Consider the following 20,017-nt stretch of genomic DNA (forward strand, 5'->3'; position numbering starts at 1 on the left):
TTATAGAAAAAGGGACTGCCGACGAGGCAGTCCCTTTTGTTTTATCTCATCTTCTTCAGCAAATACAACAAATACGGTGTTCCGATTAAGGCGACCACGAGGCCACTCGGAATATCATTTGGCGCAATCAGGATGCGGCCGATGAAGTCTGCTGTTACGAGCAGCAGTCCGCCGATCAGTCCAGATGACAGCATCAGCGGCAAATGCCGGAAGCCGACAAGGCGCCTCGCGATATGGGGAGCGACCAGTCCGATAAAGCCGATGGTACCGACAATCGATACGGCCGCCGTCGAAATTGCTACACCTACGATAAGCGCAAATACACGTGTCGAGCGGATATTCAGGCCCAACCCTGCAGCGACATCGTCTCCGAAAGTCAATGTATCAAGGCTCCGCGTGATATAAACTGCTGGCCAGATAAATAATGCAAACAGAATCAGCGCAAACTGCACATCGTCCCATCCTTTGGCGTAAGTGCTGCCGGACAACCAGACGAGCGCGCTGGCAACTGCAAGTTTTGCTTTGACAACCAGAATTTGGGTCGCTGCAGAACCAAAAGCTGAAATGGCAATCCCCATTAAAGCGACAAGCATCGGCTGGAAATTGTTTTTCCAGGCGGTCAAGAGGATGATCCCGAGTGCCAACGATGCACCAAATGTTGCACCAAGCGGCAGGAACGCCTGAGGTATTGCCGGAAATACGACCAATAAGAGCAAAGCTCCCGCTCCCCCCATCGAGGTTACACCGAGCACACTGGCATCAGCCAGGGGGTTTCTCAGGACGCCTTGAAGAATGACGCCGGTAATCGCCAGCATTATGCCGACAATGAATGCCGTCAATACCCTTGGCACGCGAAAGTCCCAGACAACCGGCGATAACCAATTGAAATTCCAGGCGCTGCCATTGTAACTTAATGCCAGCGTTGTGATGATGACAATTGACCCCACTAAAATAGGCACAAGCATCTTTAATCGGACCGGTTTGGTGGTACCACCCATTTGACGTTCGCCGCGTTTCATTGATCGTGCAGTTTTCCACGCCAGGTATAATAACCACGGGCCGCCGATCAGCGCGGTCATTGCGCCTGCCGGGACTTCCTGGCCAGGCTGGATCAGCCGCCCGAGCACATCTGCTCCGATCAGCATGACACTGCCCCATAGAAACGAATGAATCAATATTTGCAGGTGGCCGCGAATTCCCATCATGCGGACAATGTGCGGTGCCATCAAACCGATAAAACCGATCGGACCGACAACACTCACCGTAGTAGCCGCCAAAACAATGGCGGTTGTCCACGCCGCCAGTTTTACCATGCGGACATTTTGCCCCAGAGAAGAAGCAATGTCTTCACCGAGGGACAGAGTATCCATCGGCTTGGCCAACAACAGGACCGCAGCAAACGTGACGAAAATCACGGGCGCTGCGAATTGTGTCCCTCCCCAGTTCAGTTGCACCAGCGTGCCGGATCCCCATAGGAAAAGCCCGCTGGTTTCATTTTCAAAAAGCAATTGCATCGTGCCTGTCATCGATGAAAAGAGCAACGCAATGATCATTCCGGTCAAAGCGACGCGGACGGGATCCATTTGCTTTCCGGCGAGTCCGATTACGAGTAATGACGAGAGAACGGCTCCCAGTAAGGCTGTCACAAAAGGAAAGCCTCCCACAAGGGCCGGGAAAAAGATGGTGCTAATGACGACAAAAAAGAATGCGCCAGCATTGATGCCGAGCGTGCCCGGAGACGCCAACGGATTATTCGTCAATGTTTGCAGGACAGCGCCGGAAACTGCCAGCGCACCGCCTGCCAGAATGCCGATAGTCAGACGGGGCAATCTTAAACTGGTGACGATATCCTGTATCCTGCCTTCTGTCCAGACTCCGGACAGCAACTCGGAAATCGAGTAATCCGCCTGCCCTTGAGTCAAATGGATAACAGATAACGCGAAAAGCAGGAAAAAGCCCCCTGCCAAAGAGACAAAGGACTTCGCTTTCAGTTTGCCTTGCATTAATTATTCACCATCACGTCTGTAATTTGGTCCATCAATGTTTCAGCGGATAAAGGACCGCCGTATAACCAAGTGTCCGGCCCCAAATCATATGTGCGGCCTTCCTCGACGAAATTCAAATTTTCCCATACGGCATTGCCAGCAAGCTGATTTTCATAGATATTATCTTCATCCGGAACAGTGTAGAGGTAATTGGCATCTTCATACTGAACCAATCCTTCCACGTTGAATGTGCTCGAACCGAATACTTGGAATTCTTCCGGCTCATGAACATTATTCAAACCGATACGCTCGAGGATGACGGAAGCCATTGAATGCGGCGTGAAAACCCGAATTTCCGGCGCCTGAGGACCTGAATAAGCAAGCGTCAAAATAACGTCATTTGTTTCAAGATCGGCAGCTTCGATTTCAGCCGCGCTTTCTTCGTATTTTTCTTCAAGATCTGCAAGAACTTCATCAGCCTCTTCTGTTTTGTCTACAGCTTTGGCAATTTCAAGGAATGTCGTTTCCATTTCCTGATAAGGATCGATGCTTTCATCTTCGGGATACGGATTGAAGATGACAGTCGGTGCGATACGTTCCAATTCTTCAAGCATCGCAGTATGGCGGAAATCTACACCGATAATCAGATCCGGATCAATCTCTGCAATAGCTTCAAGATTCGGTTCCTGGCGGCCGCCAACATCGATTACTGTGTCGTCCAATTGTGGTTCGATATTGACATAATCTCCATATGATTCAATGTCTGCCATACCTGCAGGCTGCACGCCCACTGCCAATAAATCTTCAGCATATGTCCATTCAAGCACAACGACTTTCTCAGCCGGCTCGTCCAAAGTGACTTCCCCGTTTGTTCCCTGTATCGTAACCGGGTCTCCCCCGGTGTCAGTTTCAGTTGCTGTATCTTCTTCTCCTGATGAACATGCTGCCAAGGACAGCATCGTTGAAGCCAATAAGAACAATTTCCATTTTTTCATGATGTAACCTCCAAGTTATATGATAACGATTCTCAATTCGTTTTTAGTTTAGGACCTTCTGTCACATTTGTAAAGCAAAACATGAAAAAATAATGAAAATCATTCTCACTTATCTTTCGTTTATGATATAGTGAATTTAATGAGAACTACTATCAGTTAGATTTATGGCTAAAGATGTGGAGGAATTGAAAGATGACTATGGCTGTCAGAACCAATAATCTATCAATCGGATACAATGATAAACTTCTTTTTGAAAACCTGAACCTTTCCATCCCCCGGGGCGAAATTTCTGTTTTTGTGGGAAGCAACGGTTGCGGTAAATCGACTCTTTTACGCTCGATTGCCCGTCTGCTGAAACCGCAGGAAGGTTCGATTTTGCTTGAAGGCAAAGAATTTCATAAGATGTCTTCACGGGAAGTCGCGAAGAAGATGGGGATCCTTCCCCAATCCCCGGTTTCACCGGAAGGATTGACTGTACACGATTTGGTCAAGCAAGGACGCTATCCGCACCAATCGTGGCTGAAACGTTGGACGGAAGAAGACACAGAAAAAGTGGAAGCTGCGATGAAAGCCACCCGTGTTGATGAATTCCGTGACAAGCCGGTGGATGAACTTTCCGGCGGCCAGCGCCAGCGCGCCTGGATTGCCATGACACTTGCACAGGACACAGATGTCATCCTGCTGGACGAGCCAACCACATTTCTGGATATGACCCATCAAATCGAGATTTTGGATTTATTGTTTGAATTAAATGAAGTTCATGGCCGCACGATTATCATGGTGCTGCATGACCTGAATCTGGCTTCTCGCTATGCCCATAACATCATTGCCATAAAAGACGGCGAAGTTTTTGGCCAGGGAACTCCTGAAAGTATTATCAATTGCGACTTGGTTCGTTCTGTTTTCGGAATGGAATGTCAGGTTTCAAAAGATCCGCTTTTCGGCACACCGCATTGCGTTCCGTTCGGCAGAGGGCGCTGTATTGTCCCAGAAATCCGTGAAGCGCTGGGATCATAATATGGAGGAACTTGAGCTTTTCCAAGTGAAAGTCCGTAACGCCGCAGCTAGCTCCATGAGTATGAGCGAAGCCATGACGAACCGCTTTCCCGATCTCATGAAAGAGATTACCGATGCAACCGGAGCACCAAGTGAAGCCGTAGCCACGTCTATCTTCATGAGGCGCTTCGGTTTTTTCATCACTGCTCAGCTTTACTTGTTGGTCCACGGCAAAATGTGGGATGGCCCGCTGGATGAGGTGTATATTGAAAATACGGAAGGCAATCTCGGTTTTGTCATTGATGCCCGTTTTATCCGTGAGCGGCGAGATGGCGATTTGGAATTTGTAGTGAAACAGTACGCTTATCCGGTTGTCGAAGCATTTCGGCAAGCGGGTCATTTGTCGAAAATTATCCTTTGGGAAAACCTTTGGGGGTATATTATCTGGATGTACGGAATGCAGGACAGCCAACAGGGGCAAACAGATGCGGCTACCCTACTTGCAGATGAGTTGTGGCAGCCGGAAATGAAGCGATCCTATTTCCGCCAATTTTTGAAAGAACGCAGCTTTGAAGAAGCTAAGGACGATTACAAACGGATTACGTGCTGTTTGCTTAAAGAATTGCCGGATGGCGATAAATGCCCATATTGCCCCCTGGCAAAATGAAAAGCTCCGCGAAGCCGCGGAGCTTTTTTGCGTTTATTTCAGGAACTCAAGCCGGTTGCCGAACGGATCGAACACAAAAAACCTTTCCACCCCTGGTATACTGTCATCGACTTTAACTTCCATCCCTTTTTCTTTCAGCTGCGTTTGCATTTCCTCATAACCGCTGACTCTGAAAGCCGGATGTGCTTTTCTGGCAGGAGCAAACGGTTCTTCGATGCCGACGTGGAGCTGGAAACTTCCGAATTCGAACCACACACCGCCTCTTGCCTGCAACGGCTCCGGCTTTCCGACTTCCTTCATCCCCAGAATACCGCTGTAAAATCCGATTGCCTCCACTTCGCTGCCGCGAGGTGCAGCTACTTGAACATGATCGATCCTGTCAATTGAAAATTCCATCTTCCCACCCCTTTCTTCTTAAGAGTACCCATTGCGCCCGGCAAATGAAAGAAGCGAATTTTTATCATTATTCATAACCGCTGCTTATCACTTTGCAATTCTCCCCTCCTTTCAGTAGCATAGGAGGAAAAGGAGTACGGTTTTTCATGGCATTTCCCGATCAATTAAAAATTATGCTGGCTTTCCAGTCTGTTGCCGTGGACCGTTCCCCGGCGAATCCTCTGGCACGCGCTGTCGAAACCAGGATAGAAGAACTGATGGCCTGGAGCGGCGCCGAAAACGAAGGCGTGGCAGTCTCTTATTTTTTCCGGCAATACGCCCTGTTCGTGTCGGCGCAATTTCAATTGCTGACGTATCAAAACGGCTATTTCGAATGCCCGGCCGAAGATTTGGCCTTCAATCGGGTACATAATTACGGGTTCAATTTATTGGAGACCCACGTCTCTTCTTCCAGCTTCAAAAAGATCGAAGCCGGCGCACGCTTTTCAGCTTTCCACTATATTTTGCACGAACAGACTGCTGCCCTGATCGAAGCATTTCGCAGCTCGGTAAAAATATCGCCGATTATTCTGTGGGACAACATTTTGGGTTCGGTCATCTGGTTTTATGCCAATCTGGAACAACGTGATCCGAGGCGGGCCGCAGAGGATTTGGAGTGGCTGATGGATGCGGCGAACTGGACACCGATGCGCAAATCCCATTTTGCACGGTTGCTGGGAGACACCTCACTCCGGCAAGCCGTTTCGGGTCCATTGCGGAAAACCTGTTGCCTGTATAAAGAGCTTCCGCATTTTGACACATGTACCTTTTGCCCGACTCCAAATTAAACCGCGAAAGATCTGTTGATGGCCATTCCCGGTTATCAGCGGTTTTCAACAAAATGGCCCATATACATAAAAACAGCCCCGGCGTCATGCCGGGACTGTTACAGCTTGTTGAGAAAGAAACATTAAAATCGATATTCCGCAAAACAGCTTCGCTTGCCTGGGGGCTCGCGCTGAGCTAACTCGGTCTCGTTTCACTTCGTCCGAGTGGATCTCAGCACTTCGTCGGCATTCGCCTGCTCCCCTGGGCGTCTTCGCTGTTTTGCTCCATATCTCAGATCACTTTCTATAAAGGAATACACTTTATGTGTGTTGCAAGCTAGAAAGTGGATACTTCCATTCTGCACAAAACAGAATGAAGCGTCAGGCGGCGACTCCTGCGGGAACCAGAGCGAGCCTGAGACCCCGCAGTGAGCGAAGCGAGCGAGGAGGCTTAGGCCGCTCCCCGCGGAATGCGTCCGCCTAGAGCGAAATGATTGGAGAAGTTGTCGGTTTCTCGACAGCCTGAAACAGCCCCGGCGTCATGCCGGGGCTGTTCTTTATTTCTCAAATACTTCGTGCAGGATGTTTCCCGGTGAGCTGTTGATAAGATTTTTATAGACACAGCTTTCAGGTTTTTTGGGAAGGGATTTCGCAAAAGATTTCGCGTGTTCAGGATCACCGACCACATGAATTTGTTCCCATTTTCGTTCTTTTTTCAGTTTCTCGATTTTACTGCCCATGTCTTTATAAAAGCGCTCGAGATTTTCTTTCAAGCGATGATCAAGCTCGTCTGTCGGGCTGCCACCGCCACTGCCGCCGATTACCGGGCTATTGCCCCCGGCAGCGCCGCCTCCGACTGAACCCGCTCCTTGTCCTGATGCGCGTCCCTGGATTTTCCCGGAACTGCGGACTCCTTTTTGTTCCGTCCAGACTTCGAGGCCGGAGTCGAACTCATAAAATTTTTCTTCGTTGATGATTCCCATTGAGGTATCCAAAATGCGGATTCCTTTAAGGCTTGGTAAAATAACACCGGCATATGGATACGCTTTGTACATATACCTCAGTTGATCCAGGACCGGCTCGGTTTCCCAGTGGAAATTGGTTTTAACCGGAACCTGTACATAATGGACTGACCAAAGATCTTTATGCGGAGATGCAAAAATAACGACACCCTTTTGGAGGTCGTCCTGATTATCGTTTATTTCTCTTTCCACTTTTTTCTTTAAATTCCTGTAAGCTTTGATTTCGTCTTCGTTGTTGGAAGCTTCCAGGTACTCTTCCATTCTTTTAAGGCCATTCTTCAGATGAATTCTCCAAGCACCATTTTGCGCATTTAAATCTGCAGGATTCGTATTCAGGTAGACACTTAAAACACAGCGGTCTTCACACTTGAAATTTTTTAATTCCTGGATTTCATCGTATAATGTCATGCATTCATCATCCTCCCTATTTCCTTACTTGTTACCTGAATACCCCAACACTTCGATTTTAAACTGGCATTTTTTTTAATTTAAAATATTCCAAAAGTTTATTTTTTCGAGGCAGGTGGTAAACAGAGATTAGTTACAAAATTCAAAGGAGAGTGTTAAAGAATGGAAAATGTTAATAAAAAAGTAGATGACAAGCTGAAAAATTTTGACGATGAGAAAAAAGAGGACATTTTGGCGAATTTCAACCACTTCAAACAATATTTAAACGATAAAGTTGAAATTGGTGAGAAAATGGGGTTAAGTGAAGAACGCCTTGCCCAAATCACTGAAAAGGTTGCAAACTATCTGGCCAAAAACGAAGAACCTAAAAACCGCGAAGAGCATCTTCTTCAAGAGCTGTGGAAAGTCGGCGAAAAAGAAGAGAGACACATGCTGGCTCATATGCTGTTGCGCATGGTCCAAAAAGAATCGTAAAAATTTCCAGACATACAAAAGGGCATCGGTTTTCACCGATGCCCTTTTGTTGTGCCGAAAATTATAGACGACTGTCAAGGCTCCTATTTCGCGAAGCGCTACCCAACAGTGCGTTTTTCAAAAGCCCTGAACATAAGGAGATAAACAGCGCCGCTGAAAATCGCCACAATGCCCAGAATCGTGAAGGTCCAATTGAAACCGAACCAGGCAGTCATCGGTATCGCCACTGGCGCAATCATCCGCCCGATCGTATAACGCAGGCTGGCAGCGGCAAAATACTGTCCGCGCATATCTTCCGGCGCCAGTTTCGAGATAAAGCTCTGCTGAATCCCGACCACCATCAATTCTGCGAGCGTAAAAATGCCCATTGCAACGACAAATACCCAGAAGAACGAAGTGACCGGAAACAGCAGCATGGCAGCTCCGTATAATAATGCAGAGGTGAAGAACACCCATTTTTCAGGATATCTCGTCATCCAACGTGTAATAAATACGGTAAACAGCGCAACCAATAAGCCGTTTTCAGCCAGCAGGATACCAAATGAAGTCTCGCCGGTGACTTTCCATTCATTGCCGAAAAACGACGCTATTGTCTGGCTGTCGATTGTTTCCTTAAGATAGATTGGAATCAGCAGATCCAGCTGCATGAAGGTTTGGGCCCCTAAAATGCCGGCAACGACAAACAGCAGGAAAACCCGGTCTTTGAAAATAATGCCGTACTCCTTAAATTGCTTTGATACAGCGCCAACCCAGCCGGTCGCTTCTTCTGTGGCCCATTTGTCCATCATTTTCTGCGACAGGGTTTCGTCCGTAAACAACCGGAGCACCAAACCGAGCAGCAGTGATATGACAGCGACCACCAGCAATAACTCGAAGCGGTAGGAAAAGAACAGCACAGCGCCGATCAAGGGACCTACTACAACAGCGATATTCAAGGTTGTATAAAAAATTGCAAAGACGTCGCTGCGGTATTTTTCCGGTATGACGTCCGCAATCATCGCTTGGCTTGCCGGCCAGTATAACGAGCCGCCCATGCCCGCAAGTGTAAACGCGACAAAACTGATCTCCGGCGACTGGAGCCACGGTGAGTTTGCCAAAGCAAAGAGCAGGAATGCAAATCCCTGTCCGATCGACGCTATAATCAGCATGCGCCTTCTCCCATAACGATCGGCTAAATAGCCGCCCACCAGATTCGCCGCGACCGAAAAGATTTGAGAGATGACAAGCAGCAGGCCCGCCATCCCTTTTCCAAATTCCTCCGCGAAATAGATCGCTAGAAATGGAAAGACCATCCAATAACTTGTGTTCATAAAAAACTCGCCGACAAGGCGCACTTTCAAACTTCTGTTCCAATCTTTGATTTTCATTGTCATTTCCCCGCGTTCTCTAATCTCTTACGCCCTGATGTATTTTTTTATCCGTTGACCAGCTCCAGCAATTTATAGCTGAGACAAATATCGATCATGAGGTCTTTTCTTTCTTTTGCAAACTGGATTGAAATCCGCTCGTGGTCCCGTTCCATTATTTCTCCGATGCCGAAAACCCGGTGGCGTACTGTTGCCCCTTCGACGAGCGCGTCCTGGTCGTTCACAGCATCCGGGTTATCAGGCACTTTCACTTTCACCGGTGTGCTGGCAACTGCGCGTTTTGGCGTTTGTCGCGCCTTTTCCGGAAGAATGATGTCGTTCACTTCATCAAGAAAGCGGGAACCGCTGCCATAGCTGATCAACTCCAGATGGGTTTTTGCACGAGTCATGCCCACATAGAAAAGTCGGCGCGCTTCTTCCAGCGTATCCGGCTTTTCGGCATCTTCTTCTGTCGGGATGACGCCTTCCACCAGATCGATCATATAAACCCGGTCATATTCGAGACCCTTAGCACTGTGAAATGTCGACAGGGTCATCATATCGTCCGTTTTTTCAGCTTTTGCCTGCTGCGTCACTGCCTCGAGTTCCTTCAGCCTTTTTGCAAATTCCACCATCGAAGAAAGGGGCTCAGCAATCTGTTCAAGTGTCACAAGGATTTGGGAAAGGTAGTTGAGACGCATTCCGAATTTTTCTGCCCGGCTGGCAAGCATCTGGTCATAGCCGAGGTCCGCCCGTATCGTCCGTATAACTTTCAGGGGCTTCATCGTACGCATAGCCTCGAACCACTTCTTCTGCTCGGCGATGATTTTCAATTGGTAGTCCTTCATCGTGACGCTGCGGGGAATTTCGTCCAAAGCGTTTGTGCCGCCTGGTTTCATGCGGCTCAGGAAGCGCAACTGGCTTCCCGACCAATAGGCATTCGTCTTGGAGGCGATTTTCGAGTAAATATCCACCCGTTCCGGCTTCAGGCTGAATCGCATGAAATTCAACATGTCTTCCACAATCCAATGGGAAAAAAAGCGGTTGTCGGCATCTTTCATATAGAAAGGAATGCCAAGACGGTCGAGCTCACTCATCAGCAGGGTCGAAGACGAATTGTTGCGGTACAGAATCGCCACATCCCCGAAATCATCCAATTGCCCAAGCTCTTTCATCAGGTATTTCAATTGCGCATCATCTGATGCCAGGCGTTTCAAAACGATCGGCGGTCCCTCGCCCAGTTTCGTGAACATGTTTTTGTCATGCCGTTTTTTATTCGTTTTGATAAACCGATTGGCAGTATGAACAATCGTTCCGGACGAACGGTAATTCCGCTCCATTTTCATAATATAGGCGTTCGGGTAAACGTCTTTGAATTTCAGTAAATATGTCGGTTCAGCCGCTCGCCAGGTGTAAATCGATTGATCATCGTCCGCCACCACGCAAAGGTTCTGATGGCGCTGCACCAGCTTTTCCACAATCGAATGCTGGACCAGTGAGGTATCCTGGCTTTCATCGGTCATGACATAATCCCATTTATCCTGATACTTCGCCAGCAATGCCGTGTCTTTTTCCAAAGCTTCGTTCGCCAGTGTCAGCATGTCATCGAAATCCACCAGGCGGATATCGTGGTTTTCCTTGAATGCCTCATACGTCTTCAAAATTTCTGCCGCTCCGGTAAACGGTTCTTTCAACCCGGACCAGCGTTCTCTTGGCAGCATCTTGTTTTTGACAAAGCTGATGAAGGACATCAGCTCTTCCAGCTGGTCTTCGGTTGCCGGTTCGTCATTTTCTGTATGGTACATTTCCTTCAGCAATCGCTTCTTATGCAGGCCGTTTGTTTCGCTTCCTTCAATCATCATGTATTTGGAGTTTGCCAGATACTCTCTTGTTATCCGAAAAGCCAGACTGTGGATCGTTGAGAAATCCACCTCGGGAAGCGCCGGAAAAAACCTTCGGAAGCGCTCCCGCATATCATTGGCCGAAGCCTTGCTGAAAGTGATTGCCTTGATCCGGTGAGGAGCCACACCCTTCTCTTCGATCAAGTAGCCCGAGCGCATGATCATTGTAGTGGTCTTTCCCGAACCCGGACATGCAAGAAGAAGCAAGGGACCTTCCGTTCGCTCCACTGCTTTTCTCTGCACCTTATTCAATTCCACACCCAGCTGCTGCTTTTTCCGTTCAAAAAAATCAGTCATTTTGTGTCCTCCGAAATTTTTCAATACTGCTATTCTACCACAAAAAAAGGACCCCGCTTATCTCGGATCCTCTTTTGTATCTCAAACAACATTTCACCTGCCATTATCATCGGATTCCCTTTTCCGGTGCACGTGTCCTTCTTTTTCATCTGCATAATGGCGGCTGTCCAACTCCACCTTTTCTTCCCGTTCGGTAGCAGCTGGAGTTGCATTCTTCGATTGCTTCTGTCTGTTCTGAAGTTCTGTTTTTTCTTTTTCACCCAGTTTGAACGAATCCCCGCCAACTTCCTTGAAACGGCTTTCATAGTCTTTATTTACATACAACAGCAATTTGCCATCTTCCAACTCTTTCTGATGTTTCTCTGCTTCATGTTCAGAGAGGTGCATACTTTCAAAAGCCAATTCCATTTGGTTGTTATCCGTCAGAAAAGAAGTGAAGCTGTCCATCCAATTACCTTGTTCCGCGTAATGGTCAATATTCGTCTTCCCTTTAACCATTGATAACTGTCCGTCTTTTTTGGCCATTATATACATATCGCTTTCAGAATAGCCCTCTTGCTTCAACTTTTTAATCTGTTGCAAAGCCTGATCTTCAGTTTCATAAGTTTCTATAAAGTGCTTATCCAAATCCACCACTCCTTGAAGCTGGATTTCAATCTGCCTTCAGGAAAATTCATCCAGCGTTTAATGTGAATCCCCCAATCGGGTTGTTCCGCATTCCCGCTAATGTTTCTTCTGTTTTCTTTTCGAGGGTGCTTGTTCCTTAAGCGGCTGGGCATCCCACGGTTTAAACGTTTCATAATGCTTGCGGTCGATGCTTATTTTCTCTATTTCATTTTGGTCAATATAATGCCGGGGAAACAGGGGATGCCTGTCTGCTATCAGTGTATCCGCAGGCTGTTGCGTTTCCCTGAATTCCATCCGACAGGGTTCTTGCGGGGAAACTCTATTGGTTTCATTATAAAAAAATAACAGCTCCCCTTCTGAAAGATGCCGGTAAAGCTCAGTAATTCCCTGCGCGTTTTCTTCCGCTTCCAATATATAAGGAAAGACATGTCTGCTTCTGATGAACATGCCGAAACGGCCCATGCCTTTACCTTCCGCTGCATGGTACTCAACATCGGTGCTGGTGCGGATCCTCGTCAGCTGCTCACTCGACCGCGCTACTACGTACATATCGGTTTGGGCATATCCCAGTATCTTCAGCTCTTCGATTTTGCGGAGTATCTCCCGCTCGTCTTCGTAGCTCTCGATGAAATGACGATTCATCTTTTCCACTCCACTCTATCGGGCTACTCTTTTTTTACCCATGGCCGGCACACTGCAAACTCGCTGCTATTTCTTATCCAGAATTTCACAGACGCGGCCGACTTGGCCATCTTGCAGCCGGACTTTTATGCCGTGTGGATGTGTCGCAGAGTTGGTTAAAAGATCTTTAACGATTCCTGCAGTTTTTTTGCCGTTTCGCTGGTCCTGTTTTAATATCACATTTACCGCCATACCCGGCTTAATATCACTTCTTTTCTTTCCATCCATAAAAAATCACGCCTTTCTTTTCTCTATCATACTCCTTAATCGGGCAAATGAAAAAAGGCGGGAATTTCCCGCCTCCTGATTTCTCATTTCTGTTTATTGCCATCTTTCCGGCGCGTCCGGTCTGCAGCGTTTTGGGCCAGATGTTCTGTCGAATCAGACATACTCCGGTCAGCGTCCGGCACATCATTGATTGCCGGGTCTGCTGGTGGAACATCCGATTCCGCCTGGTTGTTTGCCGGAAGACCTTTATCAGAAACATCAATGCTTGAAAGGTCGTCCACAACAGAATCTGTTGTACGAACATCCCCTGTTTCCTCATTTGTTTTTACCGGTCCTGCATCTGCGGCATTCGGATCGTTGGCAGGAACATCACCGATTTGCCGGTCCATCATCGGGACGTCTCCCCGGTTGCGCCCGGTTTTTGCCTGATCCGTTAGATTATCATTGGGAGCGGCCAAATCATCTGCTTGTTGACCGGTATAAATTCCGCTTCCAATATCTCCATCTCCTGTGCTCAGGTTTCCATCAGAATCCATGCTGAATGGACTTTCCTTTTTGTTTCTTTCAGCTGGTTTTTCCTGCTTCTCCTGGATATTGTCTGCCGGGTCGCCGTAAGCAGCGCGCGAATTAAACCCTTTTTCCTCTGCGTCGTTATTATGGTTCTTTTTATGCGCCATCTTTTATTCCTCCAAACTTTGTGAAATAATGTAAAGTTTGTTGAAACTGCAGGAACTAACTAAAAACTGCAAGAAAAAGACGGAGAATCTCCGTCTTTTTCTGTAAGTTATTAGAATCGGTCACCTTTGTCACGGTCACGTCCTCTTTCTTCATCCGTTATATCAACATCTTCATCAATATCAGCTTCCTCGCGGCGAACCGTATCGCGGACTGTTTCAGTGTCTTCGATTTTGCGTTTGCCGACAACGACCTCTTCACTGACTACGTCATTTTTGGAGACATTGACGCGTTCCTCTGATACGGGAATATTGATATTGTCGTTTTCGTTGAAGCCTTTGTCACGTCCATCCGTTGAGTTTTCATCAACTGCGCGGCGTTCCACATAGACTTCTTCTCGTTCCACTGGAACATCCACTGAACGTTCTTCTTCGACAACATGCTTGCCTACGTTCACTTCGCCGGTTTTCACCTGCTCTTTATCAACATGCAGACGCTCTTCATGCAAACGAAGTTTTTCTTCGTCAGTATGATCTCTGCCTAAAGTAGTGTCCTTGTCTGTGCGGTCACGGTCATAGTCCCGATCCGTATCTGAATAATTTGTTCCTGTTGTCGGGGATCCAAGGCCGAACCCTGTACCACTGTCATTGCCCACGCCGGCAGTTTCGTCATCTCGTATTTTTTGATCCATCGATTCGCCTTCGCCGAGTGCTCCCTCTCTTTTATTATAAGCAACATCATTTTCATCATTCGTATCTACAGTCAATCCATCGCGGGCCACAGTGCCTGATTCGACATACCCCGGAGATTTAGGATCTGTAACGTCTGACTGTGAGGCCGTATCTGTTCTGCCATAGGTCTGATTGTCATATGGGGCTTTCCCTTCGTAACTGGCGCCAAATTCACGGTCCACGAACAAAAGGATTTTGCCGTTTTGGACTTCGTTATAGTAACGGTCCGCTTCATCTTTATCAAGGCCCATTCCTGAAAACGCTTCACGGGTGGAGTCGTCTCCGGACAGGAAGCCCATGAATTTATCCATCCAGTTGCCTTCCGACGATTTGTAATCGACATCCGTCCGTCCCCGCACCATCGAGATCTGGTCTTTATCACGTGCCATTACATACATGTCTTCTTCTCTCGAACCTGTTGCTTTCAGTTCTTCAATCTTTTCCAGAACCTCGGATTCCGAGTTGAATGTTCCCATAAATTTATTGTTGGCCATTTTATATTCCTCCAATTTTTATGATTCTGCTGTTAAGATGTGTCTACTGTTTGAATTACCCGCACCACTCATCCTGAAACCTCCCCAGACTTCAATAATTCTTTTGGCCTATTTTAAAAAATCAATCAACTTTCCGATTCCAGTGCCTGTGTTCTCTGATCGCTTCTAAGAATGCATCAGTAAAATTTTCCATATCTTCTGCTGTCACTACACCTGGCTGATTTCTCATTTCCGAATTATGCAGCCATTTCATCCCTTCATGAGTGGCACCTATCGGTTTGTAATGATCGAATGCCTCGGCGATATACCGGGCTCCTTCTTTTGCAAACTTCCTGTTGATAACGGGTCCTCCAACTGCATAAATTGCATCATACAATACGGGATCGGTCGTCGAGAAAGTTTCATCCACTTTCATTTCGGTTCCAGTCGATCCTTTCAATATCCCTTGCGTCTCACTGATGATTTCATAATGAACTCCTTTTTCCTTAAATGCTTCCAGCACCTGCTTCAAATCCTTGTCATTGAAATTTGGAGCAAGCAATATCCCCACTTTGCGAGTCATCGGTGTTGTAATTGTGTTTGTCTGGCTCAAAGCCGGCGAAGTTTTTTCCGGCAAAGATGCTCCGCTCATCGGTGCTTCCACTCCGATATTTTTTGCGACTTCCTGGCTCATTTTCAAATCCACATTAGCGAACATATCAACGACTTGTTTCCTGATGGATATTTCTTTGCATTTTCCAAGTTCAAAACTGAAAGCTTTCACGATGTGTTTTTGTTCCGGATCTGACATACTGTTCCAGAACATCGCCGCCTGCGAGAAATGATCGTCGAAACTTTTACTTCGCGCCCGGACTTTTCTGCCTTCCACTTTCTCCTGGTAAGGGCTGTATCCCCCGTCCGCTTCACTGACAGGGGCCGGTGTGTTATTCGCCAAAGAATTATTATGATATGCCACTTGCCCTTTGTTGATCGTCATCCGGTTAGAGCCGTCACGCTGATTGTTATGGAAAGGACAAACCGGCCGATTGATCGGCAATTCATGGAAGTTCGGTCCGCCCAATCGGATTAACTGGGTATCCGTATAGGAAAACAACCGTCCCTGCAATAAGGGATCGTTTGAAAAGTCGATTCCCGGCACCACGTGCCCCGGATGGAATGCAACCTGTTCCGTTTCAGCAAAGTAATTATCGACGTTGCGGTTAAGCGTCATTTTGCCGACTATCTGAATCGGCACTTCTTCCTGCGGCCAGATTTTTGTCGCATCCAGGATATCAAAATCGAATTTATGCTCATCCTCTTCAGCAATTATTTGTACGCCAAGTTCATATTCGGGGAAATCTCCTTTTTCAATCGCTTCATATAAATCTTTGCGGTTGAAATCCGGATCTTTGCCCGCAATTTTCTGTGCCTCATCCCAAACCAGGGAATGGACGCCAAGCGTCGATTTCCAATTGAATTTCACAAAATGGGCTTGTCCCGCTTCATTGATGAAGCGGAAGGCATGGACCCCGAAGCCATCCATCATCCGGAAACTCCTTGGAATTGCGCGGTCTGACATAAGCCACATCACCATATTGGCCGATTCCTGGTTATTGGCTACAAAATCCCAAAATGTATCATGCGCTCCCGCAGCCTGCGGCATTTCATTATGTGGCTCGGGTTTAAGCGCATGCACAAGATCCGGAAATTTGATGGCATCCTGTATGAAGAAGACCGGCATATTATTTCCGACCAGATCATAATTTCCTTCTTCCGTATAAAACTTTGTCGCAAAGCCTCTTGCATCCCTGACTGTTTCACCCGATCCCCGGGACCCGACGACTGTGGAAAAGCGTACAAAAACCGGCGTCTTTTTCCCTTTTTCTGACAGGAAACCGGCCTTGGTCAAATGCGCCAGCGATTCATAGGCTTCAAACTCCCCATGAGCAGCAAATCCACGCGCATGCACGACGCGTTCCGGAATTCGCTCATGGTCAAAATGAGTCATCTTTTCCCGGAAGTGAAAATCCTCCATTAAGGTCGGTCCTCTATCTCCCGCTTTTAATGAGTGTTCATCATCCGCAACTTTCAGTCCCTGGTTAGTCGTTAAATCCTCACCAGAATCCTCTGTTCTGAACCCGTCCAATTGCCTGTTTTTGGAGTTTCCATCAACTTTTGGATTTTTCTTCATTTTTTCTCTCCTTTTTTCGTTTTGTCAACACTCTTAAATTACCCCTCATTTTGCACAAGAAAACAGAGAAGTATGAATTATCAGTATTTTTATACAAAAAAATACACGGGTCCAATTTGAACCTATGTATTTCTTGCCGATATTAGATTAGTTTAAAAGTCATTTCGGCTGCATGGCACGACACGCCACTTTTATGAGCTGTTTTATGCCTTTCAGAGCTAAGCGGGTGCCGTCGCTTTTCCTGCTGTCCAGACTCTAACGGCCAACTCCTCGGACTTAAGCTGTCCTTCCTGTGCGGCAGAGAGCGCCGCTTCGGAAGTTCATCTTAAGCCTGTCGGAGCTTAACGGCCGTTTCCGCTTTTCCTTAAAAAATGCTTAAATCCCATTCTTTGGATATTTGGCGGAGCATCATAGTGCCTGCTGCGCTGTTACCCTGCACATCAATGGCTGGGCCATAGACGCCAATTCCTGCGCCTGCACGGAATTCATAGGTCTGCGAATGCAGTTTTGGCGGAACGGCAGCCATAATTCCGCCCGACACACCACTTTTCGCGGGAATGCCGACATGGGCTGCGAAGTTTCCGGATGAATTGTACATACCGCAGGTAACCATGAGTACTTTAGCCACCTGGGCAATTTCATCGGAGAAATGCTTCACTTTGGTGATCGGATTATAACCATCATAAGCGATGATCAGCCCGATCAATGCCAGATCCTTTGTCGACACTTTGATCGAGCATTGGCGGATGTAAATATCCAATGCTTCTTCAACTTCGATTTCGAGGAATTTAGCTTCTTTCAAGTAATAGGCCAGCGCACGGTTCCGGTGTGATGCTTTCCATTCCGAATCATAAACTTCCCGGTTCATTTCAAGCGGATGGCCGACCAGTTCTTCGAGGAAATGCAGCAGGAATTCGTATTTTTTCTGGCTGTTCTGACCCGGGAGCAATGCGGATATAGTTATGGCGCCCGCATTGATGAACGGATTGAACGGTTTGTTTGGTCTGTGGATTTCAAAGGGGATGATTGAATTGAATGCTTCTCCTGTCGGTTCTACATCGACTCTTTCCAATACAAATTCCAGACCGTAATGGGTACTCAAGGCGATAAACGTCAAGGCTTTTGAAATACTCTGGAGAGTAAACTCGATATCCGTATCTCCTGCGCAATAATAATTCCCTTCTTCATCAAGCATGCAAATGCCCAATTTGCTCGGATCCGCTTTGCCGAGTTCAGGTATGTACTGCGCGGTTGTGCCCAGGATTACGTGCCCCCTGTTTTCTTCAATCCATTTCTCGAGCTGCTGTTGAATTCTTGGATTCGTTAACACACGATCCCTCCTTAAGTTTCGGTTGTGGTTCCATTGTGCCTCAAATCGCGGTGAAATGCCAAAAAACCCTCCCGCAACAAGCTGCAGGAGGATAGTTGCCTTTAAATTTTACTGTACCAAACCTTGGCCGCTTCGACCTCAGGCATCGTCAACTGATGGCCCTGCGCCTCCCAGTGAAGTTCCACTTCGCCTCCTGCAGCCGCCAGCATCTTTTTGAGATCTTCCGATTCCTGGGCAGGGCAGATAGGATCATTTGACCCAGCCGCAATGAAAACGGGTGTGCCGTTCAATGCCGGTATAGCCGCATCGCGATCAGGCACCATCGGATGATGGAGAATTGCCGCTTTCAACGCACCTCCGTATGTGAACAGCAGATTGGCTGCGATGTTCGCTCCATTTGAATAGCCGACCGCGACAACGTTTGAACGGTCAAAGCCATATTGCTCCGCTGAATCAGCGATAAATTGATGCAATTCTTCCGTCCGGAGTTTCAGATCTTCCATGTCGAATACACCTTCGGACAAACGTTTAAAAAATCTCGGCATGCCGTTTTCGGATACGTTTCCGCGGACGCTCAATACGGAAGCTTCCGCATCGATATGGGCCGCCAGCGTCAACAGATCATTTTCAGTTCCACCCGTACCATGCAGCAGCAGCAAAACCGGTCTTTCAGGATTCTTTCCAGCTTTGAAAATGTGTTTCATGCAATAACCTCCTGTGCTTTTTAACTTTCTACTCAATTCCTTTCTTAAGCGTAAATCAAACATATCTCGAATTCAAGATATTTGTTTGCAAGAAACAACCACCCGCATTTTTTAAACACGGGTGGCCTCGTAAATTATTTAGCCTGTTCCAGTAAATTTTCGAGATTTTCTTTGGAAAAGTGGTATTTTTCATTGCAGAAATGGCATTCCGCTTCCGCCTGGCCATCCGTTTCGATCATATCCGTAATTTCTTCTGTGCCGAGGCTGGTAATAGCATTGGTAATGCGTTCCCGTGAACAGTGGCAATTGAACATTACGGGCATCTCATCCAGTATTTTCACATTCTCTTTGCCCAGAACTTCGTGCAGAATATCTTCCGGGGTCATGCCCCCGCTGATCATTTTCGAAATGGTCGGAATCGCCGACAGACGTTCTTCGATCCCCACAATAATTTCTTCCGGAGTGCCCGGCATCAACTGGATGATAAAGCCGCCGGAAGCCAGAATTGTATTATCCGGATTGACGATTACCCCAACTCCAACCGAAGAAGGGATCTGCTCGGAAGTAACGATGTAATGCGTAAAATCCTCACCGATTTCTCCGGATACGATCGGCACCTGGCCATTGAACGGCTGAAGCAGGCCAATATCTTTCGAGACGGATAAAGTGCCTTCCGTTCCGACCGCTCTCCGCACATCGAGTTTTCCAAATTCATTCAAGTCGAAATGGGTCTGAGGCTTCGAGACATAGCCCCTTACTTCGCCTTTGGCATTGGCATCCACAAGGATATTGCCGATCGGCCCGCCTCCGTTGATACGGATGGTCAGTTTTTCTTCACCTTTCATCATGGCACCCATCATGACACTTGCCGTCATAGAGCGGCCAAGCGCTGCTGACGCGGTCGGCCATGTATAATGGCGCCGCTGCGCTTCACTGACTGTGTCTGTAGTTTTTGCTGCATATGCGCGAACCTGGCCATCAAAAGCCAGGGCTTTTATCAAATAATCTCCCATTGTTTCTCCCTCTCATCTAAAGCATACCGCCGGATAATTCCAGTGGTTTTGCTTTTGCTCCATTCAGATTT

19 protein-coding genes are annotated in these 20,017 nt (G+C 47.4%); 4 read left to right on the plus strand and 15 right to left on the minus strand.

The features are described 5' to 3' along the window. Nucleotides 1-41: 41 nt before the first annotated feature. A complete protein-coding gene (locus DIJ65_RS01950; RefSeq protein WP_117299559.1) occupies nt 42-2,003 on the minus strand; it encodes an iron ABC transporter permease in 1,962 nt (653 codons plus the stop codon). Next, a complete protein-coding gene (locus tag DIJ65_RS01955; RefSeq protein WP_117299557.1) occupies nt 2,003-2,980 on the minus strand; it encodes an ABC transporter substrate-binding protein in 978 nt (325 codons plus the stop codon). The genes DIJ65_RS01950 and DIJ65_RS01955 overlap by 1 nt, the downstream gene beginning before the upstream one ends. Before the next feature lie 192 nt (nt 2,981-3,172). On the opposite strand from DIJ65_RS01955, the gene DIJ65_RS01960 reads away from it, so the two are divergent. Beyond that, nucleotides 3,173-3,997 carry an ABC transporter ATP-binding protein gene (locus DIJ65_RS01960; RefSeq protein ID WP_117299556.1) on the plus strand — a complete coding sequence of 275 codons (825 nt, stop codon included), beginning with the start codon at nt 3,173-3,175 and terminating at the stop codon, nt 3,995-3,997. Next, the gene (locus DIJ65_RS01965; RefSeq protein WP_117299554.1) at nt 3,963-4,643 is read left to right on the plus strand and encodes a hypothetical protein; all 681 of its coding nucleotides are present in this window, start codon (nt 3,963-3,965) and stop codon (nt 4,641-4,643) included. Before DIJ65_RS01960 ends, DIJ65_RS01965 begins: the two co-directional genes overlap by 35 nt. Nucleotides 4,644-4,676: 33 nt before the next feature. Here DIJ65_RS01965 and DIJ65_RS01970 read toward each other — a convergent pair whose 3' ends face one another. Further along, entirely contained in the window at nt 4,677-5,039 is a 363-nt protein-coding gene (locus DIJ65_RS01970) for a VOC family protein (protein WP_117299552.1), read from the minus strand. 146 nt (nt 5,040-5,185) lie between these two features. On the opposite strand from DIJ65_RS01970, the gene DIJ65_RS01975 reads away from it, so the two are divergent. Continuing rightward, nucleotides 5,186-5,866 (plus strand): hypothetical protein, encoded by a 681-nt coding sequence (locus DIJ65_RS01975; protein ID WP_117299551.1) that lies wholly within the window; start codon nt 5,186-5,188, stop codon nt 5,864-5,866. Nucleotides 5,867-6,402: 536 nt separating this feature from the next. Here the strand turns inward: DIJ65_RS01975 and DIJ65_RS01980 are convergent. Beyond that, a complete protein-coding gene (locus DIJ65_RS01980) occupies nt 6,403-7,275 on the minus strand; it encodes a VLRF1 family aeRF1-type release factor (RefSeq protein ID WP_117299549.1) in 873 nt (290 codons plus the stop codon). A gap of 162 nt (nt 7,276-7,437) precedes the next feature. Here DIJ65_RS01980 and DIJ65_RS01985 point away from each other — a divergent pair, with 162 nt between their 5' ends. Beyond that, nucleotides 7,438-7,749 (plus strand): DUF3243 domain-containing protein, encoded by a 312-nt coding sequence (locus DIJ65_RS01985; RefSeq protein ID WP_071152436.1) that lies wholly within the window; start codon nt 7,438-7,440, stop codon nt 7,747-7,749. Nucleotides 7,750-7,847: 98 nt separating this feature from the next. Here the strand turns inward: DIJ65_RS01985 and DIJ65_RS01990 are convergent, their stop codons facing one another. The 11 genes from DIJ65_RS01990 to hslO all read right to left on the minus strand — a co-directional run bounded on the left by DIJ65_RS01990 (nt 7,848) and on the right by hslO (nt 19,946). Next, a complete protein-coding gene (locus DIJ65_RS01990) occupies nt 7,848-9,116 on the minus strand; it encodes an MDR family MFS transporter (RefSeq protein ID WP_117299547.1) in 1,269 nt (422 codons plus the stop codon). Between the two features lie 47 nt (nt 9,117-9,163). Further along, nucleotides 9,164-11,293 (minus strand): ATP-dependent helicase, encoded by a 2,130-nt coding sequence (locus DIJ65_RS01995; RefSeq protein ID WP_071152435.1) that lies wholly within the window; start codon nt 11,291-11,293, stop codon nt 9,164-9,166. A 93-nt stretch (nt 11,294-11,386) separates the two neighbouring features. Further along, nucleotides 11,387-11,920 carry a YflT domain-containing protein gene (locus tag DIJ65_RS02000; RefSeq protein WP_071152434.1) on the minus strand — a complete coding sequence of 178 codons (534 nt, stop codon included), beginning with the start codon at nt 11,918-11,920 and terminating at the stop codon, nt 11,387-11,389. Nucleotides 11,921-12,016: 96 nt separating this feature from the next. Further along, entirely contained in the window at nt 12,017-12,562 is a 546-nt protein-coding gene (locus DIJ65_RS02005) for a general stress protein (protein WP_071152433.1), read from the minus strand. A 66-nt stretch (nt 12,563-12,628) separates the two neighbouring features. Further along, nucleotides 12,629-12,829: a YwbE family protein gene (locus DIJ65_RS02010; RefSeq protein WP_071152432.1), complete on the minus strand. Its 201-nt coding sequence runs from the start codon at nt 12,827-12,829 to the stop codon at nt 12,629-12,631. Between the two features lie 83 nt (nt 12,830-12,912). After that, a complete protein-coding gene (locus tag DIJ65_RS02015; protein WP_071152431.1) occupies nt 12,913-13,506 on the minus strand; it encodes a hypothetical protein in 594 nt (197 codons plus the stop codon). Nucleotides 13,507-13,616: 110 nt separating this feature from the next. Further along, entirely contained in the window at nt 13,617-14,729 is a 1,113-nt protein-coding gene (locus DIJ65_RS02020) for a YsnF/AvaK domain-containing protein (RefSeq protein ID WP_071152430.1), read from the minus strand. A 121-nt stretch (nt 14,730-14,850) separates the two neighbouring features. Continuing rightward, nucleotides 14,851-16,899 (minus strand): catalase, encoded by a 2,049-nt coding sequence (locus tag DIJ65_RS02025; RefSeq protein ID WP_117299546.1) that lies wholly within the window; start codon nt 16,897-16,899, stop codon nt 14,851-14,853. Between the two features lie 364 nt (nt 16,900-17,263). After that, on the minus strand, nt 17,264-18,229 hold the full coding sequence (gene glsA, locus DIJ65_RS02030) for a glutaminase A (protein WP_117299544.1): 966 nt from the start codon (nt 18,227-18,229) through the stop codon (nt 17,264-17,266). Nucleotides 18,230-18,330: 101 nt separating this feature from the next. Further along, nucleotides 18,331-18,933 carry an alpha/beta hydrolase gene (locus tag DIJ65_RS02035; protein WP_117299542.1) on the minus strand — a complete coding sequence of 201 codons (603 nt, stop codon included), beginning with the start codon at nt 18,931-18,933 and terminating at the stop codon, nt 18,331-18,333. Nucleotides 18,934-19,067: 134 nt separating this feature from the next. Next, the gene (gene hslO / locus DIJ65_RS02040) at nt 19,068-19,946 is read right to left on the minus strand and encodes an Hsp33 family molecular chaperone HslO (protein WP_117299541.1); all 879 of its coding nucleotides are present in this window, start codon (nt 19,944-19,946) and stop codon (nt 19,068-19,070) included. Nucleotides 19,947-20,017 lie beyond the last annotated feature (71 nt).

Source organism: Planococcus salinarum (genome assembly GCF_007004625.1).
GTDB lineage: Bacteria > Bacillota > Bacilli > Bacillales_A > Planococcaceae > Planococcus > Planococcus salinarum.